Annotated in this window: 23 protein-coding genes, 1 tRNA gene and 2 pseudogenes; 18 read left to right on the forward strand and 8 right to left on the reverse strand. The window is 41.8% G+C overall.

Going from position 1 to position 21,436, the window contains the following annotated elements:
- Positions 1–50: 50 nt before the first annotated feature.
- Positions 51–1,592: an NAD(P)H-quinone oxidoreductase subunit N gene (locus ACQY1Y_RS13010; RefSeq protein ID WP_430012903.1), complete on the reverse strand. Its 1,542-nt coding sequence runs from the start codon at positions 1,590–1,592 to the stop codon at positions 51–53.
- Between the two features lie 507 nt (positions 1,593–2,099).
- Here ACQY1Y_RS13010 and pipX point away from each other — a divergent pair.
- The 6 genes from pipX to ACQY1Y_RS13040 all read left to right on the forward strand — a co-directional run bounded on the left by pipX (position 2,100) and on the right by ACQY1Y_RS13040 (position 8,387).
- Positions 2,100–2,372: a transcriptional coactivator PipX gene (pipX, locus tag ACQY1Y_RS13015; protein ID WP_002733869.1), complete on the forward strand. Its 273-nt coding sequence runs from the start codon at positions 2,100–2,102 to the stop codon at positions 2,370–2,372.
- 3 nt (positions 2,373–2,375) lie between these two features.
- Positions 2,376–3,035, forward strand: a complete 660-nt coding sequence (locus ACQY1Y_RS13020; protein WP_002731914.1) for a YggS family pyridoxal phosphate-dependent enzyme — start codon at positions 2,376–2,378, stop codon at positions 3,033–3,035.
- 319 nt (positions 3,036–3,354) lie between these two features.
- Entirely contained in the window at positions 3,355–3,927 is a 573-nt protein-coding gene (locus tag ACQY1Y_RS13025) for a cell division protein SepF (RefSeq protein ID WP_002732272.1), read from the forward strand.
- A 125-nt stretch (positions 3,928–4,052) separates the two neighbouring features.
- Entirely contained in the window at positions 4,053–4,865 is an 813-nt protein-coding gene (proC, locus tag ACQY1Y_RS13030; protein ID WP_430012904.1) for a pyrroline-5-carboxylate reductase, read from the forward strand.
- A gap of 406 nt (positions 4,866–5,271) precedes the next feature.
- Entirely contained in the window at positions 5,272–6,681 is a 1,410-nt protein-coding gene (locus ACQY1Y_RS13035) for an IS4-like element ISMae7 family transposase (protein ID WP_430014676.1), read from the forward strand.
- Between the two features lie 185 nt (positions 6,682–6,866).
- A complete protein-coding gene (locus ACQY1Y_RS13040) occupies positions 6,867–8,387 on the forward strand; it encodes an ArnT family glycosyltransferase (protein WP_430012905.1) in 1,521 nt (506 codons plus the stop codon).
- A 19-nt stretch (positions 8,388–8,406) separates the two neighbouring features.
- On the opposite strand, the gene ACQY1Y_RS13045 is transcribed toward ACQY1Y_RS13040, so the two are convergent.
- On the reverse strand, positions 8,407–8,943 hold the full coding sequence (locus ACQY1Y_RS13045; protein ID WP_430012906.1) for a metal-binding protein: 537 nt from the start codon (positions 8,941–8,943) through the stop codon (positions 8,407–8,409).
- 81 nt (positions 8,944–9,024) lie between these two features.
- On the opposite strand from ACQY1Y_RS13045, the gene ACQY1Y_RS13050 reads away from it, so the two are divergent.
- The 3 genes from ACQY1Y_RS13050 (at position 9,025) to ACQY1Y_RS13060 (ending at position 11,622) form a co-directional block, all read left to right on the forward strand.
- A tRNA-Val gene (locus tag ACQY1Y_RS13050) sits at positions 9,025–9,096 on the forward strand.
- Between the two features lie 157 nt (positions 9,097–9,253).
- Positions 9,254–9,601, forward strand: a complete 348-nt coding sequence (locus ACQY1Y_RS13055) for a YkgJ family cysteine cluster protein (protein ID WP_430012907.1) — start codon at positions 9,254–9,256, stop codon at positions 9,599–9,601.
- 596 nt (positions 9,602–10,197) lie between these two features.
- Positions 10,198–11,622: an AAA-like domain-containing protein gene (locus ACQY1Y_RS13060; RefSeq protein ID WP_430012908.1), complete on the forward strand. Its 1,425-nt coding sequence runs from the start codon at positions 10,198–10,200 to the stop codon at positions 11,620–11,622.
- Positions 11,623–11,733: 111 nt separating this feature from the next.
- On the opposite strand, the gene ACQY1Y_RS13065 is transcribed toward ACQY1Y_RS13060, so the two are convergent.
- Both ACQY1Y_RS13065 and ACQY1Y_RS13070 read right to left on the reverse strand, forming a co-directional pair.
- Complete coding sequence (locus ACQY1Y_RS13065; protein ID WP_002734998.1) at positions 11,734–11,997, reverse strand: hypothetical protein; 264 nt, start codon at positions 11,995–11,997, stop codon at positions 11,734–11,736.
- A complete protein-coding gene (locus ACQY1Y_RS13070; protein ID WP_002733860.1) occupies positions 11,994–12,224 on the reverse strand; it encodes a hypothetical protein in 231 nt (76 codons plus the stop codon). The genes ACQY1Y_RS13065 and ACQY1Y_RS13070 overlap by 4 nt, the downstream gene beginning before the upstream one ends.
- A 152-nt stretch (positions 12,225–12,376) precedes the next feature.
- Here ACQY1Y_RS13070 and ACQY1Y_RS13075 point away from each other — a divergent pair, with 152 nt between their 5' ends.
- The 9 genes and pseudogenes from ACQY1Y_RS13075 (at position 12,377) to ACQY1Y_RS13115 (ending at position 17,184) form a co-directional block, all read left to right on the forward strand.
- Complete coding sequence (locus tag ACQY1Y_RS13075) at positions 12,377–12,499, forward strand: hypothetical protein (protein ID WP_002793566.1); 123 nt, start codon at positions 12,377–12,379, stop codon at positions 12,497–12,499.
- Between the two features lie 11 nt (positions 12,500–12,510).
- Positions 12,511–12,831, forward strand: coding sequence for a hypothetical protein (locus ACQY1Y_RS13080; protein WP_430012909.1), 321 nt, complete (start codon positions 12,511–12,513; stop codon positions 12,829–12,831).
- A gap of 316 nt (positions 12,832–13,147) precedes the next feature.
- A pseudogene (locus ACQY1Y_RS13085) lies at positions 13,148–13,861 on the forward strand (formylglycine-generating enzyme family protein); the annotation flags it as partial.
- A gap of 436 nt (positions 13,862–14,297) precedes the next feature.
- Positions 14,298–14,507, forward strand: a complete 210-nt coding sequence (locus ACQY1Y_RS13090) for a hypothetical protein (RefSeq protein WP_002733138.1) — start codon at positions 14,298–14,300, stop codon at positions 14,505–14,507.
- Entirely contained in the window at positions 14,504–14,770 is a 267-nt protein-coding gene (locus ACQY1Y_RS13095; RefSeq protein WP_002734670.1) for a type II toxin-antitoxin system RelE family toxin, read from the forward strand. The genes ACQY1Y_RS13090 and ACQY1Y_RS13095 overlap by 4 nt, the downstream gene beginning before the upstream one ends.
- A gap of 620 nt (positions 14,771–15,390) precedes the next feature.
- Positions 15,391–15,783 (forward strand): annotated as a pseudogene (locus tag ACQY1Y_RS13100) (type II toxin-antitoxin system RelE/ParE family toxin).
- Complete coding sequence (locus ACQY1Y_RS13105; RefSeq protein ID WP_002731911.1) at positions 15,776–16,072, forward strand: helix-turn-helix domain-containing protein; 297 nt, start codon at positions 15,776–15,778, stop codon at positions 16,070–16,072. Before ACQY1Y_RS13100 ends, ACQY1Y_RS13105 begins: the two are co-directional and overlap by 8 nt.
- 435 nt (positions 16,073–16,507) lie before the next feature.
- On the forward strand, positions 16,508–16,882 hold the full coding sequence (locus ACQY1Y_RS13110; RefSeq protein WP_002734817.1) for a type II toxin-antitoxin system RelE/ParE family toxin: 375 nt from the start codon (positions 16,508–16,510) through the stop codon (positions 16,880–16,882).
- The gene (locus ACQY1Y_RS13115; RefSeq protein ID WP_002732780.1) at positions 16,879–17,184 is read left to right on the forward strand and encodes a hypothetical protein; all 306 of its coding nucleotides are present in this window, start codon (positions 16,879–16,881) and stop codon (positions 17,182–17,184) included. Before ACQY1Y_RS13110 ends, ACQY1Y_RS13115 begins: the two co-directional genes overlap by 4 nt.
- A 203-nt stretch (positions 17,185–17,387) precedes the next feature.
- Here the strand turns inward: ACQY1Y_RS13115 and ACQY1Y_RS13120 are convergent, their stop codons facing one another.
- The 4 genes from ACQY1Y_RS13120 to ACQY1Y_RS13135 all read right to left on the reverse strand — a co-directional run bounded on the left by ACQY1Y_RS13120 (position 17,388) and on the right by ACQY1Y_RS13135 (position 21,301).
- Complete coding sequence (locus ACQY1Y_RS13120; RefSeq protein ID WP_002750899.1) at positions 17,388–17,792, reverse strand: type II toxin-antitoxin system VapC family toxin; 405 nt, start codon at positions 17,790–17,792, stop codon at positions 17,388–17,390.
- A 6-nt stretch (positions 17,793–17,798) separates the two neighbouring features.
- Complete coding sequence (locus tag ACQY1Y_RS13125; RefSeq protein ID WP_430012910.1) at positions 17,799–18,242, reverse strand: hypothetical protein; 444 nt, start codon at positions 18,240–18,242, stop codon at positions 17,799–17,801.
- 64 nt (positions 18,243–18,306) lie between these two features.
- Positions 18,307–18,564 (reverse strand): hypothetical protein, encoded by a 258-nt coding sequence (locus ACQY1Y_RS13130; RefSeq protein ID WP_002733843.1) that lies wholly within the window; start codon positions 18,562–18,564, stop codon positions 18,307–18,309.
- Positions 18,565–18,925: 361 nt separating this feature from the next.
- Positions 18,926–21,301, reverse strand: a complete 2,376-nt coding sequence (locus ACQY1Y_RS13135; RefSeq protein WP_430012911.1) for an ATP-binding response regulator — start codon at positions 21,299–21,301, stop codon at positions 18,926–18,928.
- Positions 21,302–21,436 lie beyond the last annotated feature (135 nt).

A 21,436-nucleotide genomic window follows, 5' to 3' on the forward strand; every position in this document is an offset into this window, starting at 1 on the left:
CCCAACCTTAAGACAGGACTAGAATAGCTAGGATAAATCAACAGAGATTCTCAATTTGCTCGGGAAATGTGCGTCACCAGGGCCGCCGATTGTAGGATGGGGGTAGTGGTAACGGAATCCGTCGCTAGGGTAAAGAGAGGATTGGAAAGGATACCGGCCAGGGAAGTCGCCACTAGGGAGAGGACAATACCCACCTGTAGGGGACGCATCCCGGTAAGGGTCCAATTGATAACGGGGTAATTTTTCACCGCATCGGACATCTCTTGGGGTTCCTTGACCACCATCATTTTGACCACACGGATATAGTAGTAAATCGAGGCCACACTGGTGACTAAACCAACGAGGACGAGGGCATAAAGTCCCGCTTGCCAACCGGCCCAGAATAGATAAATCTTACCAAAGAAGCCTGCTAGAGGCGGAATTCCCCCCAAAGAGAGGAGACAGATGCTTAAACAGAGGGTTAGGAGCGGATCTTTCTGGTAGAGTCCCGAATACTCAGCGATCTGATCGGTTCCAGTTCTCAGAGCAAAGAGAATCACACAGGCAAAAGCCCCTAGGTTCATGAACAGGTAAATTAACAGATAGAAAATCATGCTAGAGTAACCCGCGTCAGTACCGGCGGTTAAACCAATCATGACAAAACCCGCCTGACCGATCGAGGAATAGGCTAACATCCGTTTCATGCTAGTTTGGGCCAAGGCGACCACGTTGCCGAGGATCATACTCAAAATTGCTAGAGCGATAAAGATAAACCGCCATTGTTCGCTCACTAGACCGAAAACCGTCACTAATAGGCGAATTGCTAGGGCAAAACCGGCCGCTTTGGAACCTACCGAGAGGAAAGCCACCACGGGAGTGGGTGAACCTTCGTACACATCAGGAGTCCACTGGTGAAAGGGAACCGCCGAAATTTTGAAGGCGATACCGGCAATCACAAACACTAATGCGATCGCTAAGGCCAGGGACTGACCACCGTTAACAGCGGTTAATTTTTGGGCAATGGCACTTAAACTGGTTTCACCTCCGGATAAACCGTAGAGAAGGGAAACACCATAGAGGAAAATCGCCGAGCTAGAAGCTCCAATTAACAGGTATTTTAAAGCGGCCTCGTTCGATCGAGGATCCCGCTTCATGTAACCGGTCATTAGATAGGAGGAAATACTGAGCATTTCTAGGGAGATGAAGATCATTACCAATTCACTAGCGCCGGATAGGAACATTCCCCCGATAGTCGCGGTGAGCATAATAGCTAAAAATTCCGCTAGGGAGGTTCCCGCTTGTTCCACATAACGGATAGACATCAGCACTGTGGAGGCGGTAGAAAGAGCAATAATCCCCCTAAAGACGATACTGAGATTATCGCCCTCAAAAGCCCCTAAAAAGGCCACTGGTTTCGGATTGTCCCAAGTAAAGTAGAGAGCAACCACAGCAGCGAGCAGACCAGCGATCGCAACGTAGGGCAGCCAACTTCTGGCACTCCGTCCCACAATTAAATCGCCGATTAAAATCACCATCAGGGTAATAATCAGGATTCCTTCGGGCCAGATAACGCCGGCGTTTAGCTGACTGGCAACAAGACTAGAAAAATCCATATTGATTGAGGTTAAAGGAATTTGAAGTTAAAAAAGGCTTAATACAAGCTTAGGGCATTTGATCAGCGATTCAGTGATTAGTTATCAGTGATCACTGATCCGGTGTCAGTTTTCAGTTCACTGATCGCCGCTATCGGGTTAAAATTTCTAAAAAACCAGATAAATTTGAGATAATCTTAGCTTTTATGGGCATTATAGTTGTCTCTTGTCTTTTTTATCCTCCTGTCTCAGAGTCTCCTCTGCAAAGGGAAAATCTTTGATTTTTGCAGCAGAGCTAATTTCTGATGGTGACAACTTGTCACCGAAATGTATCCAAGTTAACAGGGAAAAAGTGAAAACTCAGGAAATCATGACATAGACTGGCATCGTTAGTTGTAATTGAAGGATTCTGGTAAAATCAAGCTAGGGAAACACCCGAAAAATCAATTGTTTTTGAGCCATCCGCTTGATTTTATTGTGGAAAAACTTTCTAGTTCGCTCAATCCTTTTCCTTTAGCGATCGCTTGAATGAGTAACGAAACCTATCTCAATCATCCTACTTTCGGTCTATTATACAGAGTGTGTCTATTAGAAGAACATCGGGAATTATTCACCACTCTTTATGCCCAACGTCTTTTTTTTCTGGTGACGGTGGGACCCAAAAAAGTCTCGTTCGATCCGATTAGTCGTTCCGATGCTCGTCTTTTAGTGGAAAACCGGCTGCGGAATTTGCGCCGGGGCAGTAATGTGCAAGAATTTAACAGTCTCAACCAAACTTATCAACAAACCTTTTCAGTCTAGTTCATGACGATCGCTAGTCGTATCGAGTCCATCCGTCTTACCCTACCCCCCTGCACGCGTCTGATTGCCGTCAGTAAACAGGTATCAAGCGATTATATCCGTCAAGCTTACCGAGCAGGGGTGAGAGATTTTGCCGAAAGTAAGCTACAGGAAGCAATCTCGAAGCAGCAAGAACTAAAAGACCTCCCAGATATTTCTTGGCACTTTATTGGGCATCTACAGGCAAATAAAGCGCGCAAAGTCCTAGAATCTTTTGATTTAATCCATTCCCTCGATAGTTTAAAATTAGCCCAAAGACTCGATCGCCTGGCCTCAGAATTAGAGATTAATCCCCAAGTTTTGCTACAGGTGAAAGTTGTCCCCGATCCCGATAAGTTCGGTTGGGACAAGGCCGAACTCATAGCAGATCTTCCCGCTTTAGTCAACTGTCAACAGCTAAAAATTCAGGGTTTGATGACAATTCTGCCCCAGGGATTATCGGCTGGGGAAAAGTTAGCCGCCTTTGAAAAAACCAGCGATTTAGCCCAAATCATCGAGAATAGCTCTAGTTTATGCCTGCCTCATCTATCCATGGGGATGTCTAACGATTATCCTCTGGCCGTCAAGGCCGGAGCCACTTTGATCCGGGTGGGAACTGGCATTTTTGGCGAGCGCATTTACTGAACCATCTGCGTAAATTCACAGAAAAAAACCCCAGAAATTTTAATCATTGGTGATAATATATCTTAAAATTACAGCGTCTAGTCTAGAAACTGGTGGTTAGAAATGAGGAATTGACTTTTTCCCAATCCCTGAAAACTATCCCCTGATAACTAATAACTGAAAAGAGGGAACTAACTGCTGCTTCGAGACGACTAAAATGACGAACCCTTAACAAAATAGTTCCCCTGTACCAAGCGAGAGCAAAGATTGTTAAAGGCCACCAAATAACCCCGACTCTAGACAAGACCACCAAAAAAAATCTTTTGAAGGACATTAGACTGTGAACAACATTTTTACCAAGCTCAAAGATTTTGTCGGTATCTCCGAACAACCGGAAGATGAAGATGAAACCGACTACGAAGAAATGAACTGGGAAAAGTCTTCCCCCCAAGATAGGGATCAAAACGAAGAAGAAGAACCCCTTAATCGTCGTCAACGCGAACCTTTAAATCTCAATACAGCCACATCTATGGGACTCAACAGAAGCAACGTGATCGGTATGCCAGGTATTAACAACAATAATGCAGAAGTGGTCGTGATCGAGCCCCATTCCTTCGAGGAAATGCCCCAAGTTATCCAAACCCTGAGAGAACGCAAATCGGTGGTTTTAAACCTCAACGTCATGGACCCGGAAGAAGCACAAAGAGCCGTGGATTTTGTCGCCGGTGGCACTTATGCAATTGATGGTCATCAAGAACGCATCGGTGAGAGTATTTTCCTGTTTACCCCCAGCTGCGTTAAAGTTAGCACCCTTTCTGGAACTATTCACGATATCGCTGATAACCCGAAAATGGCTCGTCCCGTTTCCTCCGCACCTGCTTGGGCAGCCGAAAGCAGTCGATTAGCTCAATGAATCTTTCCATAGTCCTCTCGTCAGGTTTGTCGAAGCTAGAAATCGATCAATTTATCGAGAGGATGCGTTTTTTCTTGGTAGGATAGCTAAATCTCTCTTTTTTACTTTTTACTTTAAAAAATACTGTGTCTATTCGTTTAGGAATTATTGGCGGTGGAGTGATGGCCGAGGCCATTCTCAGCCGTTTATTAAAAAAAAATGTTTATAGTCCGGAAACGGTGTTAGTCAGTGAACCCCAGTCCCAACGGCGCAACTTTTGGGTTAATACCTATGGAGTGCAAGTCAGTGAGGATAACCGGGAAGCTGCTAGGGCAACTGAGGTGTTAATCTTAGCGGTAAAACCGCAAACTTTAGAGCAAGTAGTGAATAGTTTGCTAGGAATACCCGAAAAACCCCTAATTATCTCGATTTTAGCGGGAGTTACCCTCAATCGCTTAGAAATGGGCTTTCCCGATCGCCCCGTAATCCGGACGATGCCCAATACCCCGGCTACGGTGGGACAAGGGGTTACAGCGATCGCATCCGGTCGTCATGCGGAACCGGAACATCTGGCCGTAGCTAGAGATATTTTTGCTGCGGTCGGTTCGGTGGTGGAAGTTCCCGAAGCTTTGATGGACGCGGTAACGGGATTATCGGGATCGGGCCCGGCATTTGTGGCCCTAATGGTGGAAGCTTTAAGCGATGGTGGTGTGGCGGCCGGATTACCGCGAGCGATCGCCTCTCAATTGGCCATAGAAACAGTTTTAGGGACGGCAACCATATTAAAAGAATCGGCCATACATCCGGGGGAATTAAAGGATCGCGTCACTAGCCCTGGGGGAACCACGATTGCTGGGGTGAGACAATTAGAAAAAGGCTCTTTTCGCTCAACTATTATCGAGGCAGTAGTGGCGGCCTATCATAGATCTAAAGATTTAGGGCGTAGTTCCGAAAAGTAATCTTTTTATCTTTTTTAACCCATAATTAGGTAGGCGTTAAAAATTATCAGACACCCCCCTTATCAAGGCTGTCCTTTAGTCACATCTTTCTTAACATTTCAAACCTTTGTAGCACAAGGCTTTCAAGACTCGGTTAACAATTTGTAATATTCCTTGTTGACACCCTTACTGACAAAGAAAAAACTGAAATCAAGTCAGGATAAGGGTTGGAGTGCTTACTGCAAAAATTGTTAAGAAAGATCCCTATAAGGGATAGCTTATCAAGGGGGGACTAAGGGGGGATCGGCACCCCCCCTATCCATTAGTCGGATCTTTCTTAACAAAAAGAGAAGAAACTTAAAAAAAGGGGAAACGATTGATAGGTATAGTTTTGAAAGAAGGAATTAAGGTGGAGGTAAGCAAAAAAATGGAGAAATGGGCAGCCCAAGAATTACAATATGCAGACCTGGGGGACACCAGAAGAAAGAAAAGGTTAATCAGTATCGTAGAAAACTTGGCCAGCCAACCTAGTACAAGTGTGCCACAAGCTTCGGGAAATCTAGCCGCAGCGAGTGCCACCTACGACTTTTGGAATTCCCCCTATTTTCACCCCTCAGATATAATTGCCGCCCAAGCCAAAAGTACAGTAGAAAGAATCAAAGAACATCCAATAGTTTTGGCAGTGCAAGACACAACAAGTTTAGACTTTACGACGCAAAAAGCAAAAAAAGGAATGGGTTATCTAGATTATAAAAAATCCTTTGGTCTCAAAGTTCATACCACCTTAGGAGTGTCAGCGCAAGGAATACCTTTAGGACTGATTAATCAATATGTCTGGGCAAGAGAAGAAAAGAATTTAGGGATTGCCAAGCAAAGAAAAAAAAGAGAAACCGAAGAAAAAGAAAGTCAAAGATGGTTAGATTCTTTGTCAGAAACACAACAACAAATACCCGAAGATATTCAAGTAGTAACAATCGGAGATTGTGAGGCAGACATATTTGATTTATTTGCCCAATCAAGAAGTCCTAACTCTCATTTATTAATCCGAGGAACTCATAACCGAAAAGTTAACTATCTCGAAGACAAGCAAAAGTCAGGGCATCCAGAGCCTAAATATTTACATCAATCCATCAGAGAAATAAAAGCCTGTGGTAGCCTAGATGTGCAAGTAAAACGCAATCCTAATCACGAGGCTAGACTAGCTAAACTAACAGTTAGATTTGCCAGTTTTGAAATACAAGTACCTAAGCATCACTCGAAAGCGAACCCTCGTCAACCGGTCAAATTACAGGTAATTTTAGCTGAAGAAGAAAATCCGCGTCCTGGAGTTAATCCTATCAGTTGGCTCCTCTTAACTAGCCTAGACATTAGTAGCTTTGAATCAGCGATAACCTGTGTGCGCTGGTATAGTTATCGCTGGTTAATAGAACGCTATCATTTTGTTTTAAAAAGTGGTTGTGGATTAGAAAAACTGCAATTAGAAACGGGTCGTAGAATTGAGATGGCCTTAGCTACCTATTCAATTGTAGCTTGGAGATTACTCTGGTTAACCTATCAAGCACGCTTACACGGAGAGGAGAGTTGTGAAAGTTTTTTGGAAGAACATGAATGGCAATCTTTGTGTGCCACTATTCATAAAAAGAGTCCGCCACCTGAAAAGCCGCCCTCCTTTCGAGAAGCGGTCAGAATGATTGCTTCTCTTGGGGGGTTTTTAGGTAGAAAAGGTGACGGTGAACCAGGTGTTAAAACTATTTGGTTGGGACTGCGAAGGTTACATGATATCAGCCAGACTTGGAAACTATCTCATCAAATTAGTCCCCCCATAGAACCCCCTTGAGCCATCTTGCACACTTTTCTCTTTTTGTCAAATTTTATGTTAAGAAAGATGTGACTAATGGATAGGGATTAAGGGGGGCAGGGGGGATCGAACCTAAAATCCATTTTTAATTTAATTATAACCATCTACTTAACTGATGTCTCGATCTGTGATAAGATACGCAGCAATTCTTGTCCAGAAAAGTTATGAATAGGAAATCTGATCGTTTTGATTTAATGGCATTAATTGCCATTGCTGTTTTTTTCCTAGGGATCGTTTTCTGGAAAGTCCCGCTTGATTATCCCTATATAGTTAATTTTGATGAAGCGGTGGCTCTGGTACTTGCCTACGTCACCAAACAAGGTTATCGTCTCTACGAACAAGTTTGGCACGATCATTTATCGGGTTTATCTCTTTTACTAAATGGTTGGTTAAGCGTGACAGGATTTACTATCCATGCGGCGCGCATTATGGTGCTTTCTTTGTCCACAATTATGTTAGGAATTTTTTATCTAATTCTGAGAGTTAATTGCGGAATATTAGCCTCTTGTTTATCAGTATTCATTCTCTCAACCTGTCCAGTGTATATTAACCTGTCAACGACAATGTTGCGGGAATTACCCTCACTTTTTTTTACAATCTTAAGTATTTTTATGATCTTTAAAGCCGTTCAATCCATGGGTAAGCTTAAGTATGGACTCTATTTAGTCAGTGCCATTGCTTTTGTTTTTTCCCTGCAAATTAAACTTTCGGTGATTACTATTATCCCAACTGTAGCTTTAATTATTTTTCTCAATCAACAGAATAGTTTTATTAAAAGAATCATTGATATTATTATTTGGTCAGTCGCTGTTATTTTAGTCTTTGTCTTGGGTTCCCTGACTATTTTTCCTTTTTCCTACGAAAATGTTATTAAATCTCATGTCAGTGTTGCCGCTAGTTTCGCTCAAGACAATCTCACCTTATGGACTCTCTTACAAAGCGCCCTACAGTACGAACCAATTTATCTAATCGTCACAGCGATAGCTATTATAGCGATGGTTTTTACTCGCAACATAATACCACTTTTACCGCCCTTGGTCTGGTTAGGTTCTAATCTGTTCAGATTTGCTACAGTCGCCCCAATTTGGCCTCATTATTATATCCATTTAATTATTCCCGCCGTTTGGATAATTGCCTTGTTTGTCGAACAGTTAAAAATTACTGATAGCCTCGGAGAATTTAGGCAAAATCGAAAAATAACCCAGAAATTAGTTCTCAAAATGCTAATTTTTCTACCCCTGTCTGGTCAATTTCTCTTTAATACCTTGAGGATAATCACCAATCGTGATCCCGGAATTAATGCCTACATTCAATATAATAAAAAGTATAAACCTCTTTTAGCAGAAGCTGTGTTTGAAAAATTTAAAAACTCCGATAAACTTCTGTTAACCGATAATCCTCACTACATATATAAATATTTCTTGAAAACACCCCCAGAAACGGCTGTCATCACTAGAAAGAGATTTCTCAATCAGAATCTCGATGGGTATTTTATCCTAGAAGTTATTGAAAAAAGACAGCCAGATTTGGTTTTCCTCTATCGATTTGAAAAGGAATTTCTCCAATCACCAAAACTCAAGGATTATCTAGAGAAAAACTATATCCAGTTCCCCGACCAGCTAGAAAAAGGAACTCTCTTTATCAGTCCAAAAACTTGGCAAGAATATCAAAGTAAGGCTAATTAGAAATTGTGGCCGGGGATTATTAACGTTTTTTCTTTTTTACCGGTTTTTGAGCCACTTTTCGAGAACTTTTGTAGGCAGATCCGATCCAATCACTACAACTATGACTCATCGCTCCTAATTCTAAACCTAGGAAAATAGCGATCGCTACCCGGGGATACTGTTGCCATAATGCGATCGCTTGCTGCGGCCACAGTCGCCAATCCCAGTCTATACCCCAGAAACTTTGCAGGATCGGAATGATCACGATCGCCGCTAGTAAAAGAAAACTACCAAGATAAAATAACCGAAAAATTGTGCCGATCAGTAAACCGTGGGATAACCAACCGCGATGACGGATCATAGAACGATAGGGTAGCCACAACCAGCGCAGATAACCCCAACGTTTGTATTGTACCGAGTGGATGTCCAGATCTGGCCCAAACAGGAATCCGCTAAACAAATAACTGGCCAACAGTAATAGGGTTAAATTACCACTGCCACTGACCAAAAAACTCGCCCCCGCAATCGGTGGCAACAGAATTAGGGTAATGCGATCGTGAGTTCGACCAGAGGGCATCGGAAAAAAATTAACTCGCTCAAAAAAATAATATACTTTTTTGAAAATATATGTTATACTGAGAAAATACGAAATTGATTCGGGCGTTTAGCTCAGTGGTAGAGCGCCTGCCTTACAAGCAGGATGCCGTAAGTTCGACCCTTACAACGCCCATTTTATTAGATTCTTGCCTCGTCAAGCTCTCACTCCCGATCGCAGGTTGAGATTAAAACTATTGAGGGTAATTGCTGCTGGAACGGGAAATAGGGACTATTTGCTAGTAAGCTAGTCAGTAGGTACTAGGATTAATTCATCGCGGCACACCGGTTATATGGCCAATTGGAAATGTATTAAAAATTGTGGAGCTTGTTGTCAACTAAATCCCGATGAGCGTCCTGACTTAGAAGAATATCTTACTCCCGCACAATTAAGTCAATATCTCAGCATGGTGGGGGAAGATGGTTGGTGCATAAACTTTGATCACCAAACCCGTCTCTGTACCATTTATGACCAGAGACCAGAATTTTGTCGTGTTCAACCCGATATTTTTGCCAAAATGTATCAAATTGAACCGGGAGAATTCGATCAATTTGCGATCGATTGCTGTCATCAACACATTGAGGATCTTTATGGGGAAGATAGCCTAGAAATGAATAGCTATCGTCAGCAAGTAGGCTAAGATTTACCCCTATCCCAGAAATAACTCAGACGGAGAAGAAAATAAGTGGTCTGGTTAGGCTCTTCTAGGTTCTGTGTGATCAGCTTAACTTACCATAGAAGCGATCGATCTTTGTGTCCTTTGTGTCTGTGTGGTTCGTTCCACCCCCTCGCTAGGAGGAATGTATCTTAGAATACATTTTACCCACCAAATCCAAGAGAGTCCTGGTTATTGTCCCGATCCTCTCCATCGCTAAACCAGTGACCCACTTTCCGCACTTCTTAACATTCAATTAATGATTTTACTCAAATATTGCTTACAACCCTTTGCCAGTAAGGATTATAGCTACAATCATCGATTTTTATCAATGTAAAGAATTGTAAACTTCTTTCCCAGAAACAACCAATTATTGAAAATGTTCTCAATAGTAGTTTCTACAATGAAGGTTTTTCGTTAAAACATCTTGGGGAATGTAAAAATATATACAAGTATATGAAGATGTGCGGAATGTCGGCAAAAATTACGGAATCGATTGTTTCCCTGTTGAGGAGAAGTCTATAGGAAACTCAAAACCTCTAGGGGTGCAGAGTTTGAGTTCAGGACAGGGAAAAACTATCATGAAAAAACCAGAAAAACAGCGCCGCAGACGCGGGATTATCCTCACCCCCACGGGACTAGAAAAATTACTTACTGCTAAACAAGAAGCGGAATATCGGGATAATTGTGGTCATCGTTTCACCCTAGAAGTCCTCAGCGAGAAAATTCTTTTAGGGGTAGATACTTTGATGAAGGTATTTGCTTGTGAATCGGGAGTGGATAAACAAACCCTAAAACATTGTTTTCAGGCTTTTAATTTAACTCTAGAAAATAGCGATTATTATCGTCCTAACTTACCAGAAACTGATACTATTAATCCTCAACTATTGCCTGAGTTACCAGAGGGACAAGTCCCCCTCAATTCCCCCTTTTATATTAACAGAAACAATCTGGAACAGACTTGTTATCAAGAGATCTTGCGCGGAGGCAGTCTGATCCGGATTAATGCGGCCAGAAAAATGGGAAAAACTTCCCTGATAACCAGAATTATTAATTATGCACAACAACAGCAATACCATACAATTTATTTCAGTTTTCGGTTAGCAGAAAGCTCAATTTTTCAAGATTTAAATCACTGGATGCGTTGGCTTTGTGTTAGTATTAGTCGTCAGTTAGATTTAGATAATCATCTCCCAGAGGATTGGGATGAATTCTTAGGGGGTAAAATTAACTGTAAAATCTATCTAGAAAAGCATATTCTCTCCCATCTCGATCGCCCTTTAGTGCTTGCCTTTGATGATCTTGAATATCTTTTCCCCTATCCACAGCTAAGGGAAGAATTTTTTAGTATTCTGCACCTCTGGCACGAGGAAGGCAAAAACAAACCTCTCTGGCAAAAATTACGTTTAATTGTTGCCTATTCCCCTGCACAGGAGCTTGATAAAACCTCAGATACCTATCAATCTCCTTTCAGTCTTGGTTTACCGATCGAATTGCCTAATTTTACCAGCGCACAAGTACGAGAATTAAGTCAAAGACAGGGATTAGATCAGAATTTTGACTCCGAAAAATTACGGATATTTCTAGGTGGTAATCCCTATTTAATTCGTCTTGCTTGCTATCATCTTGATCGGGGTAATTGTACCCTAGAAAACATTCTAGCTAATTCGATCAACGAGGAAAATAATATTTTTGCAGATCATCTTAAACGTTTACTTTCGCATCTGCAATACTTAAAAGGCAATTTGGCGGCTATCTTTGCTAAGGTGGTGATGGCGGAAAAAGACATAGAAATTGATTTAATGGCAGCTTTTCACCTAGAAAGTCTCGGACTAATTCACCGTCAAGGTAAGTTTTGCCGAGTCAGTTGTCCTCTCTATCGTCAATATTTTGGCGAATATTTCCGGCAACGTTCTGTTTTTTTGCCTCGAAAAACTCCTATCCTCGCCAAAAAAATTACGCTTGCTCACTTTGATACTTCCGAAAAAAGTCGCTATGCTATCTAGTTGATCGAATGTCATTATGAGGGAGTGATGCTAAATACTGTTTAAAAAGTATAGGAGAGTGGCAAGGGGGTTTTTAAAGTTCGAGTGGGATAGGCTTGTAGTTCCTGTGTTTTACGAATAAAACTTTTCGTACTCATCATGATCGCCAATCCAAAACCAGGTCACTGTATCCCCTGACAGCACTCCCAAAGCTCGATGACTCTTCGTTACACGCACTGACCAAATATCTTCGTCGCTGTCAATACACTTAAAATGTAACGATGGATGAAACGGATTCTCTACCCATAACCGATATGCTTTCTTGGCTCCGGCTTTGACTGCTGGTTTCAAGTCGCGATACTTCTGCCAAAATGAGGGCAATGTCGCGGAATTCATAGCTGCTCATAATCCATCGGTGCGGACAATCCTGCCGCAATATCTTCTTTGGCTTTCCGTGCTGCTGCGACTAGATTATTCTTCGTCTGTTTAAACGACTGATCCCATCGTTTTTCTTCTTCAATTTCTGCAATATAAGCTCGAACATACTCTACTAACTGCTCTTGAAGCTCATCAGGCAGAGACTCAACCATCTTGATGATCGTGGTAATAGCAGGAGAGGGCATGGTATCTATCAGCGTAGTAGGTTTTCTCTATTCTACAACGTCCACCGCAAACCCAAAATGATATGATCTTTGTTTCCTCTGTGTCTGGAGTGGTTTTTATTAATGAGCCTTGCTCAAAACCAAACAATTCATAATTCAAGAGCGAGGTATTTATGGGTAAAGAAGAAGAAATACTTAAACAATGGCGAGAACTGACACCGGAAAAGCAACAAAAAGTTTTACAATTTGTTCAAACACTGAAATCTAAGTCAGAAACAACAGCACCAATTAATTAGGAGTCTAACCCATGAGCGGCCTCACCATCGAAACCGATTTAGGAAAAATCCTAGACCAGATTAATCAGAATCTTAAAGAGACCAATCAGAAGCTAGACGCGCTCCAGAAAGATGTCACAGACATGAAGATTGTTCAAGTCAGATTTAAGGCCGAAGTCAAGGGAGACCTCAAGGCATTACAGGGAGAATTCAACACCTTACAAGGTGATTTAAAAGAGATTAAAGGCTCCCAGAAAGCCAAAATTTGGGCATTAATCACCATCTTGGCAACAGCAGTTATCGGAACTATTATCCGCTTTGTCATCACTGTTCCCCCTGTTAGCAACCCCTAACTCCCACTGCCGCGGAACAGGCTTCTGGTTCCTGTTTGATATTCAGGTAGAATTAATCATATAATTGGTGCGTTACGGCGGATTATTAATTTTGGTTTTTTGACGGGATTTGTAACCGCCTAATCCACCCTACACTTTACTAATTCTTAAGATTCCCATAGTTCACCTACTTCAAAAATTTAGGAGGCTTGAAAAAATGTCAAAAAGATGGTCGCGCCGTAAAGTTTTAAGACAGTTGGGGTTAGTTACAGCCGGGAGTGTCGCTAGTGTTGTTTCTTCATGTCAGTCTATTACTCAATTTCGTCCTCAACCGATTACAGAGAAACTACCCAATGGAGTAACACTGGAGATGGTGGGCTTACCAGCAGGTCAATTTCTCATGGGATCTCCTGACAGCGATCCCGATGCTGAAAGTTGGGAAAAGCCTCAACACCAAGTTAAATTAAACAGTTTTGCTATTGGCAAATATCCTGTGACTCAGGCACAATATGAAGCAGTAATGGGAAAAAATCCCTCTTGGTTTCAAAACAATCCCCAAAATCCGGTAGAAAAGGTTAGTTGGTACGATGCTCAAGCCTTTTGTCAGAAATTGAGTCAAATAACAGGGAAAACCTATCGCCTACCGACAGAAGCGGAATGGGAATATGCTTGTCGTGCGGGGACAACTACTCGCTATTATTTCGGTGATGATGCTAATCAGTTAGGAGATTACGCTTGGTATGTAGGAAATTCTCGGCAGACAACTCATCCTGTTGGCCAGAAAAAGCCCAATGCTTGGGGACTGTATGACATGAGTGGCAATGTTTGGGAGTGGTGCGAAGACAATGGGCATGATAGCTATGAGAATGCGCCAAAAGATGGCAGTGCTTGGCTGACAAATGATAATGATTATCGAATACTGCGGGGCGGTTCTGGGTACACCATTCCAGATCGCTGCCGTTCCGCTTACCGCTTCAAGGAGGCCCGCCGCGACGACTTCTTCAACTACTACGGTTTTCGGGTGGTGTGCGGTGCTGGGAGGACTCTGTAACCCTTATTTTCTTTTTACCCTTTTTACCCTTTTTTACTTTTTTCAATTTTTCTCTTTTTCCCGCCTAGCGGCGGGTCGATTTTTTTGGAAAAAATTGAGGTAGTAATCTGTAGGTTAAGTTAAGGTTCGTAGTTGCGCTGAATTCGCCAACTTCTGGGGAAAATCGGGCTAGAGCCTCGACAACGAACCTAGTTTTATTACATAGTGAATCTGTGAATGATAATGCTCTCATCGATCAACTCAAACAAGCAGCGATCACCGATCTCGTAAGGTGCGTTAATATTAATGTAACGCACCAGCCAACTTGACATGGTGGGTTACTGTAACCTGTAATATATATAGCGGTATTCAAAGTCATGAAGTACGCCGATTTTCTGGCTTGTTACCTGTTACCTCGCTCCCCATTCATAATTCATAATTCAAAGGACTAACCGCAATGTCATCGATCATTACCGAAGAAAAAACCAAAGAAATCCTAACCGAAATCCTCATTGAAATGATGCAAAACAAACGGGAACTATTTTATGAAATTGTTATCGAAGCCTTAGAAGATATTGGTTTAGCTAATGCTATTATGGAAGGATTAAATGGTGAATTTGTTCCAGAAGAAGAAGTTTTTGCTATTCTCAATGGAGAAGCTGAATGAAAATTCAATTTGTAGCTAAATTTTCCAAAGACTTAAGAAAAATTAAAGATCAAAAACTATTATCTGAGATCAAAACTGTTGTCAATGAATGCAAATTAGCTCAAACACTGGATGATATAAAAAACCTCAAAAAGCTTAAAGGTTATCAGGGTTTTTATCGTATCAAAATAGGAGATTATCGCATTGGTGTTGCAATTATTAACGATGAACTGATCTTTAGTCGATTCTTACACAGAAGAGAAGTTTATAGATTTTTTCCCTAATCCAATCCATAAAATCGTCCATTCTTTGGATAAGCCTGACTCTTTTGATAGCTTGTAGGGTGCGTGTTTGCGAGTACTTAAAGGAAATTTGTTAATAATTAAATTATGATTGCGCCGTAACGCACCATCTTAAGAAAATTGCTGCGTTACGCTATCACTAACGCACCCGACAAGAGCCGCCACTATGCCCTCTGTGTCTGGAGTGGTTTTTATTATGATTATTTAACTGCTACCGAATATCCCCCCGTAGCAATCTCTCCCTAGTAACAGGTTTCTAGTTCCTGTTTGATATTCAGGTAGAATGAATGATATAATTGGTGCGTGGGGCGTGGCTCTTTCGTTTAAAAGCTTGTTACCTGTAGAATATAACGATCTCAGGTTTTTTGTCAAGTCTAATTTTAGGGATTTTGCTCCCGTAAACATCAGCTTTTGGGGAACTCGATACTTAACGATGTTGATGTCTATTATCGCGGAATTTCTAAGTTTAATTTAGGAGATAAACAAGGGGCGATCGCATAATTCTTTTCAACGAGGTTATGAGCTATCCAGCAATTCGATACCCATCACCATCACCTGATTACATTTATTGATTTTTCATCGCATACTATTTCAAAAGAAACGTGCCAAAGACAAAAATCATCTTTTATCAAGAAGCAGAAGGCATCTCACCCGTTGTTGAGTGGCTTCAGAAATTACTCAAAACTGATAAAAAAGGATTTGCCAAATGTATAACCAAAATCGAACAACTTGCCGCACAAGGTCATGAACTGCACCGCCCTGCTGCCGATTATCTCAGAAATGATATCTGAGAGCTTAGAGCCAAACAGGGAACCATACAATATCGAATCCTCTATTTTTATCATGGTCAAAATATAGCAATTATTGGTCATGCTCTTATCAAAAAAACTTCCGCCGTTCCCTCACAAGACATCGAGAGAATTATCCAAAGAAAAGCACAATTTAAACAAAATCCAGAACTTCATACTTATCAAGGAGAAATAAACAATGCCTAAAACCACAGATGCCGTAAAAATCATTCACCAAATGATTGCAGACGATCCCACAATCAAAGAACAAATTGCCCTAGAATCCCTCAACTCAGAAATCGCACAATTGATTTATGACGCTCGTATGAATGCTGGATTAACTCAACAACAACTAGCCGACCTAATCCATGTTGAGCAATCCGTTATTGAAGATCTAGAAGACGCTGACTATCAAGACAATCCCCTAATAATGCTACAAAAAATTGCCACTGCCCTTAATCAACGAGTCAAAATGAGCCTTGTTAGTAGCTTGTAGGGTGCGTGTTTGCGCGTATTTAAAGGAGATTTGTTAATAATTAAACTATTACCGCGCCGTAACGCACCATCTTAAGAAAATTGGTGTGTTACGCTATCACTAACGCACCCGACAAGAGCCGCCACTGTGTCTGGAGTGGTTTTTATTATGATTATTTAACTGCTACCGAATATCCCCCCCGCAGTAATCTCTCCCTAGTAACAGGTTTCTAGTTCCTGTTTGATATTCAGGTAGAATGAATGATATAATTGGTGCGTGGGGCGTGGCTCTCTCGTTTAAAAGCTTGTTACCTGTAGAATATAACGATCTCAGGTCTTTTATCAAGTCTAATTTTAGGGGTTTTGCTCACGGAAACATCAGCTTTTGGGGAACTCGATACTTGACACTATTTAATTTATCATTTGTTAGAAACCTCACATATATAAAAGCTTTAATATGCCAAAAATACAACTTATTTTTTACCAAGATGAAAGAGGTAATATACCAATTATAGAATGGCTTGATAGTCTTCCTGGCAAAGCTCAAAACAAATGCTTTATCAAATTACAAAGACTGGCAGAACTAGGATATGAATTACGCAGACCAGAAGCAGACTTTTTGCGGGACAAAATTTATGAATTGAGAGTTAATTTTAAAGGAATAAATTATAGAATTCTTTATTTCTTTTATAAAAACAAAGCTGTGGTCATTTCTCATGGTATAATTAAAGAAAAAGAAGTTCTACCACTGGAAATCGAGCAAGCAATTAAAAACAAAGCTAAATTTGAAAAAAATCCCGAATTACACACCTATTTTCAGGAGTTGATATGAATACACACCAAACGACAGCCGATGGCTTACAAATTCTTTACCAACGTTATTATGCTAATAATCCAGAACGTCAATTAGAATTAGAAAAGGCTCGTATTGATGACGAAGTAGCCAGAAAAATATTTAAGATTAAGGAAACACATCATCTTTCAACAAAAGCTTTAGCAGAATTAATTAATACTGATGAATCTATTATTGAAGCCTTAGAAAATGCTGACTATGAAGGAAACTCTTTTTTGTTGCTAAATCTCATCGCTACAGCCCTAAAAATAAAGGTTAAATTTGAATTAGTTTCAGCCTAATTGTTTCAGTAATAAGATTTGACATTTCCCCGACCCGCTCCACCTCCTCAAGGAGGGGAAATCAAGGATATAATAGTATTAAGCTGTAGCGCATTTAAACTGGGTATTAGGATGTTATAAAGCAAACTGCGAAACTCACTCTCTCCCTGCTCCCCCGCAACCTCAAATACCAATTTAAATGATGAACAGCTTATCTCCCTAAATCATCGCAGCCAATTTTCTACGGTTAATCTCTGAACTCTCAGCATATCTGAGTCATCAGAAATGAGGATGAGATTATGGCTAATAGCTGTTGCTGCAATGAGAATATCAGCCATTTGTATGGGGGTTCCTTTGCGCCTTAAATCAGCACAAATTGCTGCGGCTTCATGGACAATTTCCATTGTATCTAATAACAATACTCTTAAATCAGTGCGGCACAAATCCTGAAATCTTGCTAACTTATTCGTTGCTTTAACTGCTAATAATCCAGCCTCAGTTTCTAAATAGGTAATACAGCTTATAAAAACATCATTTCCTTGTAGTCTTACTTCACTTAATTTCTCAACAACTACTTGGTTGTCTTTGAGAATAGCTGTGACGATGTTAGTATCGAGTAGATAACCCACGACTATTTAATATTTTTGTCTAAAACTTGCGATCACTGCGTCAAACTCTGCCATTTGTTCCGCAGTTAAATCCTTCAGCATTCCCGCCATTGCTTGTACTCCCAAAACTTCCCTAATTTTCTGAGTTAGATTTTCATCGGACATCATTTCTAATTCTGAAGAAGAAAAATTTTGGCTTAGTAACTTCATTAAATACGCAACCATTTCGTCTCTATTTAAATCTTCTAATAAGCTCTCATTCTTGATAAAATAATCAATAATTGAGGCGACGCGATGAACGAGCCTAGCCTGAATTTTATCCTCGACCAGATCTGATTGAATAGAGAGTTGAGACATCTTTTCCTCCTTGAGACTGGTGTAGTGAGTTTTTTTAGTTATTATAACAATTTTCTCTCGCACTGCTAAATCGGCACTCGCACCGATACTGTCACTACTAGGGAGTGATACCATCGTTAATCTTCATCTCTCAACCAATAACCCCCGCAGCAATCTTTGTCAATCTGGTAATCACCATTTAATTGATCCCCGTAATATGTTGTAAAATCGTATCTAATTTTTGGTTAATCTCATCACGAAACTCTTCAAAATTCGATTGAAGCCGATCAACTTTATCTTCAAGATGATCAATTTCCTCATAGATCCGATCAAAACTCCGGTTTAGCTCTCTTCCTGTCACTTGGGTATCTTCCAGACGCTCCAGGCGCCGATTAAGACTCCTCAATTGACGCTCCACTTCATAATTTTTATCGTTCGGTTCCTGAGCTTGTGGCATAGGGAAAATCGTTGAATGAGAATGTCTTAACTCAATTATATGTTAACTTATTGACTAAATAAAGGATTCTACTTCTCTTAAATCAGCTTCTAGGGTGTGTTAGGCGCGTATTTAAAGGAAATTTGTTAATAATTAAATTATGATCGCGCCGTGACGCACCATCTTAATTTGTAGGGTGCGTTAATGTTCTCGGTTCTTCTCTTTTTCTCACCTAACGGCTGGTCGATTTTTTTGAGAAAATTGAGTTAATAATCTCTAGGTTGAGTTAAGGTTTGTAGTTACGCTTTAGCGCCAACTTCTGGGGAAAATCGGGCTAGAGCATCGACATTGCTTGTATTCCCAAGACTTGCCTGACTTGCCTTTACTGTTCTTTGTGGCGAGAAAAAGCCAGATCAGCAGTCTCGATCACCTTTAATAGCTGTTCGACGCGGTTTTCCGTTGGGGGGGCCAAACAGGGAAAAACGGCTAAACCGGGGATTTGATTGGCTACCTCGGTGACAGCCACATCAAGGGTGACTAGGGGTAAATTAGCGAGGGTTTCCGACTCGCTCAAGGTTTGCAGATAAGAGTATAAATCTTCTGCGATCGAACTATCAATTAAGATAGCGTCCACCTCCCAGACAGTAGCTAAAAGTTCCGCCTGTTCGCAACTATCGGCCTCGATAAAACGATAATTCTCCCGAACTAATTGATTATTCCAAATCCAGCTAAAGGAAGATAAATCGGAGAAATTGGGGGCATAATGACCGTGTAAACGCAGCAGAGTCGGAGCAGTGCGCCGTTTGCGGCTAGGAACGGGGGAAACGGTCAGATTTAAGCAAGCTTGCAGCGCAGCCGAGGTGATCGGCGGAACCAGAAAACTATCGGCCCCTTGCTGTTGACTGCGGTTGCGCTCGGAATCGGCGGCGGTGACAATAACTTTTATATCTTTGGTTTGGGGATGGGATTTCAGCAGCGTTAACACATCCCAACCGGACAAGAGGGGTAGATTGGGATTGAGAAAAACACAACGGGGTTTTAACTGCCGGGCTTTTTCGATCGCCTCAGTGCCGCTACGGGCGATAATGGCTTTTAATCCCAATTCACTCAAGCGATCGACAAACTGTTCGATCACTTGGGGATTAGCTTCCACCACCAACACCAGACGCTGGGGAGTAGCGGACTCCTGCTCGGCACCTTGGGGATGAACCGGCAGTAGTAAAGTAAATTCACTACCTTCCCGGGCCCTGGAGACAAAGGATAGATCGCCACCGTGACAGCGTGCTAATTTTTGGCTGAGGACTAAACCTAAACCTGCGCCCTCAAATTGACGGGTGAAAGGACTTTCTAGCTGTTGGAATTTCTGAAAAATCAGATGCTGGGATTCTTCCGGAATACCGATCCCCGTTTCCCAGACGGTAAAAGCCAGCCAATTTTCCCAACGATTGACTTTAATGCCCAAATTACCGCCATCAACGGTAAATTTTACCGCATTATCTAACAAATGCACTAACATCTGTTGTAAACGGGTTTCATCGGCCAGGACATAATCTAACCCCGATTCGATGTCAAGACGATAGCTGCTGGGGAGATCAAGACGTTGGGGATACTTATCGACGATGATATCGTACACCCGTTGACAGAGGCGATTGATTTTGACTCTAGATAAAGTTAATTGTAGTTGTCCTGTCTCTAGGCGGGTTAAATCGAGGAGATCATTGACCAGAGCCATCAACTGGCGACCGCTGCGATAGATTAAATCGGCATATTTGGACTGTCGGGGGTTAAGTTCACCGATTTTTTGTTCCCGGAGCAGACTGGAGAGACCGATAACGGCGGTGAGGGGCGATTTAAACTCATGGCTAACACAGGCGAGAAATTCATCCTTAAGACGATTTAAATGGACTAGATCGGCATTTTTAACCGCTAATTCCTGACAATATTGCTGTTGTTCGGTGATATCGGTGGCTAACAGTAACCACAGTTCTGAAGCTTTCTCGATCAAAGGATAATTATCCGTTAAATTTAACGGCACGGACAACAGGCGCCAAGTCTTGGTTAAACCCGATGTCACTGTTTCTAGACGCTGGGGAAACAGGGGGGGAGTGGGGGATGGGAGGGTTAGGGGGTCATTAACCAAAGCAAAGGGAGATTTATCAATATTAGCGGGGAAAGCTGCCCCGATTTGTTGACACCAAGCCTGATTTTGGTATAAAATCCCTGCTTCTGGACTGTAGAGCAGCACCGGCAGCGGTAATTGTTCCAGAAATTCCAGAGGATGATCGCTGCGGGGGGGGGTAATGCGATCGCTGATGCGGAGCCGCGGGGGGGGATCATCGAGAATCGAACGCCCGAGACAAAATTGGAGAAGTTTGCCCGTGTCTAAGCGTCCTAACAGTTTCCCCTGAGCATCGACTAAAATAGGGGCTTTTGCGATCGCTTCTCCCGTCAGGGTGGCCAGAAATTCACTCACGGCCATGCGCGAGTTAAGAGGGATAATTGGACGCAGCCAACCGCTCAGATCCAGACAGTTGGGGGAGGGGTTTCTGGTTTCGGGGTACTGCTGTTGATAGAGGAGGTAAGCGATCAGGGCTTGACTCTCAATCAGTCCTAGGGGACAATACCTCTCATCCACCACCACGATCACTTCCGGATTGCCGATGTTAATTAAATCTAAAAGACTAGCCCTGTCAATAATTAATTCACAGGCAGTGACGGATTGATTAAAGTGATGGAGACTGAGGGTAACGCTAGGCATGGGGATAATTGGAGGGGCGGTGGCGGTAACTTTAGGGCATAATTAACAAACTGATGGCCAAACTATTAGTCGTCCTAGAACTTGAATTTATCTTGATTATGACGCTCGCTCATCTAGAGAACCGCTCCATTGATT

This window comes from Microcystis ichthyoblabe FBCC-A1114 (genome assembly GCF_050500245.1).
Classification (GTDB): Bacteria; Cyanobacteriota; Cyanobacteriia; order Cyanobacteriales; family Microcystaceae; genus Microcystis; species Microcystis ichthyoblabe_A.

Coding starts and splice junctions, on each gene's coding strand:
- ACQY1Y_RS13010 (WP_430012903.1), bottom strand. CDS start 1,592: ATGGATTTTTCTAGTCTTGTTGCCAGTCAGCTAAACGCCGGCGTTATC.
- pipX (WP_002733869.1), top strand. CDS start 2,100: ATGAGTAACGAAACCTATCTCAATCATCCTACTTTCGGTCTATTATAC.
- ACQY1Y_RS13020 (WP_002731914.1), top strand. CDS start 2,376: ATGACGATCGCTAGTCGTATCGAGTCCATCCGTCTTACCCTACCCCCC.
- ACQY1Y_RS13035 (WP_430014676.1), top strand. CDS start 5,272: ATGGAGAAATGGGCAGCCCAAGAATTACAATATGCAGACCTGGGGGAC.
- ACQY1Y_RS13040 (WP_430012905.1), top strand. CDS start 6,867: ATGAATAGGAAATCTGATCGTTTTGATTTAATGGCATTAATTGCCATT.
- ACQY1Y_RS13045 (WP_430012906.1), bottom strand. CDS start 8,943: ATGCCCTCTGGTCGAACTCACGATCGCATTACCCTAATTCTGTTGCCA.
- ACQY1Y_RS13055 (WP_430012907.1), top strand. CDS start 9,254: ATGGCCAATTGGAAATGTATTAAAAATTGTGGAGCTTGTTGTCAACTA.
- ACQY1Y_RS13060 (WP_430012908.1), top strand. CDS start 10,198: ATGAAAAAACCAGAAAAACAGCGCCGCAGACGCGGGATTATCCTCACC.
- ACQY1Y_RS13065 (WP_002734998.1), bottom strand. CDS start 11,997: ATGAATTCCGCGACATTGCCCTCATTTTGGCAGAAGTATCGCGACTTG.
- ACQY1Y_RS13070 (WP_002733860.1), bottom strand. CDS start 12,224: ATGCCCTCTCCTGCTATTACCACGATCATCAAGATGGTTGAGTCTCTG.
- ACQY1Y_RS13075 (WP_002793566.1), top strand. CDS start 12,377: ATGGGTAAAGAAGAAGAAATACTTAAACAATGGCGAGAACTGACACCG.
- ACQY1Y_RS13080 (WP_430012909.1), top strand. CDS start 12,511: ATGAGCGGCCTCACCATCGAAACCGATTTAGGAAAAATCCTAGACCAG.
- ACQY1Y_RS13090 (WP_002733138.1), top strand. CDS start 14,298: ATGTCATCGATCATTACCGAAGAAAAAACCAAAGAAATCCTAACCGAA.
- ACQY1Y_RS13095 (WP_002734670.1), top strand. CDS start 14,504: ATGAAAATTCAATTTGTAGCTAAATTTTCCAAAGACTTAAGAAAAATT.
- ACQY1Y_RS13105 (WP_002731911.1), top strand. CDS start 15,776: ATGCCTAAAACCACAGATGCCGTAAAAATCATTCACCAAATGATTGCA.
- ACQY1Y_RS13110 (WP_002734817.1), top strand. CDS start 16,508: ATGCCAAAAATACAACTTATTTTTTACCAAGATGAAAGAGGTAATATA.
- ACQY1Y_RS13115 (WP_002732780.1), top strand. CDS start 16,879: ATGAATACACACCAAACGACAGCCGATGGCTTACAAATTCTTTACCAA.
- ACQY1Y_RS13125 (WP_430012910.1), bottom strand. CDS start 18,242: ATGGTATCACTCCCTAGTAGTGACAGTATCGGTGCGAGTGCCGATTTA.
- ACQY1Y_RS13130 (WP_002733843.1), bottom strand. CDS start 18,564: ATGCCACAAGCTCAGGAACCGAACGATAAAAATTATGAAGTGGAGCGT.
- ACQY1Y_RS13135 (WP_430012911.1), bottom strand. CDS start 21,301: ATGCCTAGCGTTACCCTCAGTCTCCATCACTTTAATCAATCCGTCACT.